The organism is Nocardioides sp. P5_C9_2 (assembly GCF_054049555.1).
This window is the reverse complement of the sequence record NZ_JBFUMD010000448.1, coordinates 1-3,286: the sequence shown is the minus strand read 5'-3', so window position 1 is coordinate 3,286 and position 3,286 is coordinate 1. Positions and strand designations below refer to the sequence as shown.

Annotated in this window: 3 protein-coding genes and 2 pseudogenes; 2 read left to right on the top strand and 3 right to left on the bottom strand. The window is 70.4% G+C overall.

Annotated features, from left to right (window positions below):
* The first annotated feature begins 181 nt into the window (after positions 1-181).
* A complete protein-coding gene (locus ACXJKL_RS17870) occupies positions 182-1,489 on the top strand; it encodes a citrate synthase (protein WP_457208355.1) in 1,308 nt (435 codons plus the stop codon).
* Positions 1,490-1,593: 104 nt separating this feature from the next.
* On the opposite strand, the gene ACXJKL_RS17865 is transcribed toward ACXJKL_RS17870, so the two are convergent.
* The 3 genes and pseudogenes from ACXJKL_RS17865 to ACXJKL_RS17855 all read right to left on the bottom strand — a co-directional run.
* Positions 1,594-1,896, bottom strand: coding sequence for a transcriptional regulator (locus ACXJKL_RS17865; protein WP_457208354.1), 303 nt, complete (start codon positions 1,894-1,896; stop codon positions 1,594-1,596).
* Complete coding sequence (locus ACXJKL_RS17860) at positions 1,893-2,357, bottom strand: hypothetical protein (RefSeq protein WP_457208353.1); 465 nt, start codon at positions 2,355-2,357, stop codon at positions 1,893-1,895. Before ACXJKL_RS17860 ends, ACXJKL_RS17865 begins: the two co-directional genes overlap by 4 nt.
* A 170-nt stretch (positions 2,358-2,527) precedes the next feature.
* A pseudogene (locus tag ACXJKL_RS17855) lies at positions 2,528-2,689 on the bottom strand (phosphate ABC transporter ATP-binding protein); the annotation flags it as partial.
* A gap of 218 nt (positions 2,690-2,907) precedes the next feature.
* Here ACXJKL_RS17855 and ACXJKL_RS17850 point away from each other — a divergent pair.
* Positions 2,908-3,286, top strand: a pseudogene (locus ACXJKL_RS17850) (trypsin); the annotation flags it as partial.

Here is a 3,286-nt window from a genome sequence, read left to right as displayed (position 1 = left end):
CCCTCGGTCCGTGCGGACCGGAGCGCGGCAGGAGTCGCGACCAGCAAGACTACGGCGCCGGTCGGAGGGGGGTCAAAACGGCGCGGGGGCGCTGTCCACCAACGGCGGGGGCGGGTTGGCACCCCGCGCGGGGTCGCGGCTAGGTTGGGCGGGAATCCCACGAACCCATCAAGGAGCCGACGTGAGCAACGAAGCTGCCGGCAACGACACCCTGACCGTACGCGACAACCGCACCGGCCAGGACTACGAGATCCCGATCACCGACGGGACCATTGCCGCCAAGGACCTCGGTCAGATCAAGGTCGGCGACGACCAGCCCGGTCTGGCCACCTACGACCCCGGCTTCGTCAACACGGCGTCGTGTCGCAGCGCGATCACCTACATCGACGGCGACCAGGGCATCCTGGAGTACCGCGGCTACCCCATCGAGCAGCTGGCCGAGAAGTCCAACTTCCTCGAGGTGGCCTACCTCCTCATCCACGGCGCGCTGCCCACCAAGGCGGAGTACGACGCGTGGGTGCACGAGATCACCTACCACACGTTCGTCCACGAGAACGTGAAGTCCTTCATGGAGGGCTTCCGCTACGACGCCCACCCGATGGGCATGCTGATGGCCTCCACCGGTGCGCTGTCGACGTTCTACCCGGACGCGCGCAACATCACCGACGCGGACAACCGGCACATGCAGATCGTGCGGATGATCGCCAAGATGCCCACCCTCGGCGCCTGGTCCTTCCGGCACGCGCAGGGCAAGCCGTTCGTCTACCCCGACAACGACCTCGGCTACACCGCCAACTTCCTCTCGATGCTCTTCAAGATGAGCGAGAAGAAGTTCGAGGCCGACGAGCGCCTCGTCAAGGCCCTCGACGTGCTCTTCATCCTGCACGCCGACCACGAGCAGAACGCCTCCACCAACGCCGTCCGCTCGGTGGGCTCGACGCAGGTCGACCCCTACTCCGCGGTGGCGGCCGGCGTGGGCGCCCTCTTCGGCCCGCTGCACGGCGGCGCCAACGAGGCCGTGCTCCGGATGCTGCGGCGCATCGGGTCCAAGGAGAACATCCCGGCGTTCATCGCGGGGGTCAAGGACGGCAACGAGAAGCTGATGGGCTTCGGCCACCGGGTCTACAAGAACTACGACCCGCGCGCCAAGATCATCAAGAAGTCCGCCGAGGACGTCTTCGAGGTGACCGGCACCAACCCGCTGCTGGACATCGCCAAGGAGCTGGAGAAGATCGCGCTCGAGGACGAGTACTTCGTCAAGCGCAAGCTCTATCCCAACGTCGACTTCTACTCCGGCCTCATCTACGAGGCGTTCCAGTTCCCGCCGGAGATGTTCACCGTCCTCTTCGCGATCGGACGCACGCCCGGCTGGCTCGCGCAGTGGCTCGAGCTGGTCCAGGACAAGGACCAGAAGATCGCACGCCCCAAGCAGATCTACACCGGCGACCGCCAGCTGACCTTCACCCCCGCCTCCGAGCGCTGGGCCTGATCGTCCGCTGACGCACCGTCATGTACGACGCCCCCGACAGGTCTCCTGTCGGGGGCGTCGTGCGTCGTGGGCCTGGAGTCCCGGCCTCCGCGCGCGGCCCCGCCTCAGAGCGGCAGGTCGGCCGCCGCGGCGAGCCGCTGCAGCTCAGCGACGTGGCCCGCGAAGGCCGCGCGCCCGGCCCGGGTGAGGCTGGCCCAGGTCTTGACCCGCCCGGAGCCGCTCGGCTTGTCCAGGACCACGTAGCCCGCGTCCACGAGCACCTTGAGGTGCTTGCTGAGGACGGAGTCGGCCACCCCGAGCGACTCGCGCAGGGTGCCGAACTCGGCCTTGTCGACCGCGGCGAGGACCGCGCAGATCCGCAGACGATGGGGAGCGTGGACCACCTCGTCGAAGCGGGCGGTCGTCATGCGGGGGCCACGTCGGAGCGACGCCGCAGGTCGGCGCGGTAGGTGGCGTCGTACACCGGGCCGAGGACGACGGTGGAGAAGAGGGAGACGGCGGCGAGCGCGAGCACGGTCCCGGTGGCGATGTCGTCGACGAGGGTGACGACCAGGACGGGGGTGGCCAGGCCCACGGCGAACGCCGCCAGGGCGGCGGCGCTGCGCCGACCGGAGGGCCTCGAGATCCGCAGGCCCGTGTGGCCGGCATAGGTGCGCACCAGCCATCCCGAGCCCAGGACGACGAGCAGGGCCGACAACACCGCGGGCCGGTCCCCCACCAGGCCGTGGACGAGCACCATCTGGGCGATCAGGAGTCCGAGCACCGGGTAGTACCAGGGCGGCGTGGTCAACCGGTCGGCGACGTCCTGACGCGAGGCGACGATCGAGTCGAGCGACCGGCGGGCGTCGTCAGCAGAGATACTTTCCATGACGGAAAGACTAGGGAAGACTTTCCATCCTGGCAAGTGATGGTGTCGGCGCTCGGGACCGCCGTCGTGGGTCCGGGCCGGATCGGCTCCGGGTGGCCCTGCGGCAACTGGCGGCGTACGACGGCTGGGTCGGCCAGCACCCTGTCGGGCGCCGCCAGCTGCGACGGCCCTGGGTCGACGTTGGGCTCGTACAGCGACTCCCCGTCCACCCTCACGGACCCCTCGACGCGGACGCCGGGGATCACCTCGTGCATGCGGTTCGGCGAGCGTAGGACGGTCGGCATGGCGCACCCGGAGGGGTCGATGAATGCGGTCACCCGGCGCCCTGCGACCCAGACTGGCGGCGTACGACGGCTGGGTCGGCCAGCACCCTGTCGGGCGCCGCCAGTGTCCGGCCGGCCCCCTGCCGCCCCTGTCGGTCGCCGCCAGTGTCCGCCTCGGTCGGCGCCGTTCGACCCCCGCCCGTTGCGAATGACGCCCCCGCTGACGTCTCGGGACCTTCCCAGCGCCCTCTCAGCCAGGACACAGGGTCGCGGCACACACTCGGGACATGAGCACTCCGCCCCCTCCCCCGTTCGAGGACCCGACGACGAATCCGTACGCCACCAGCCCGTACGGGACTCCCTACCAGCAGGGCCCGCCCGCCCCGAAGCGACGCCGCCGCGGCGGGCTGGTCGCCGGCGTGCTCGCCACGACCCTCCTCGTGGGCGGCGGCGCCGGGTTCGGTGGTGCGGCGCTCTTCGACCAGACGCAGGGCGACGCCGCACCGGCCTCCAGCTCGGCGACCACGACCGCACCGGTGGTCRACCAGGGCGACACGCCGGCGGCCGAGGGCTCGGTCGAGTCGGTGGCGACATCCGTGCTGCCGTCCGTGGTGTCCATCCAGGTGGCCGGCCAGCAGGGCCAGGGCTCGGGGTCCGGGATCATCC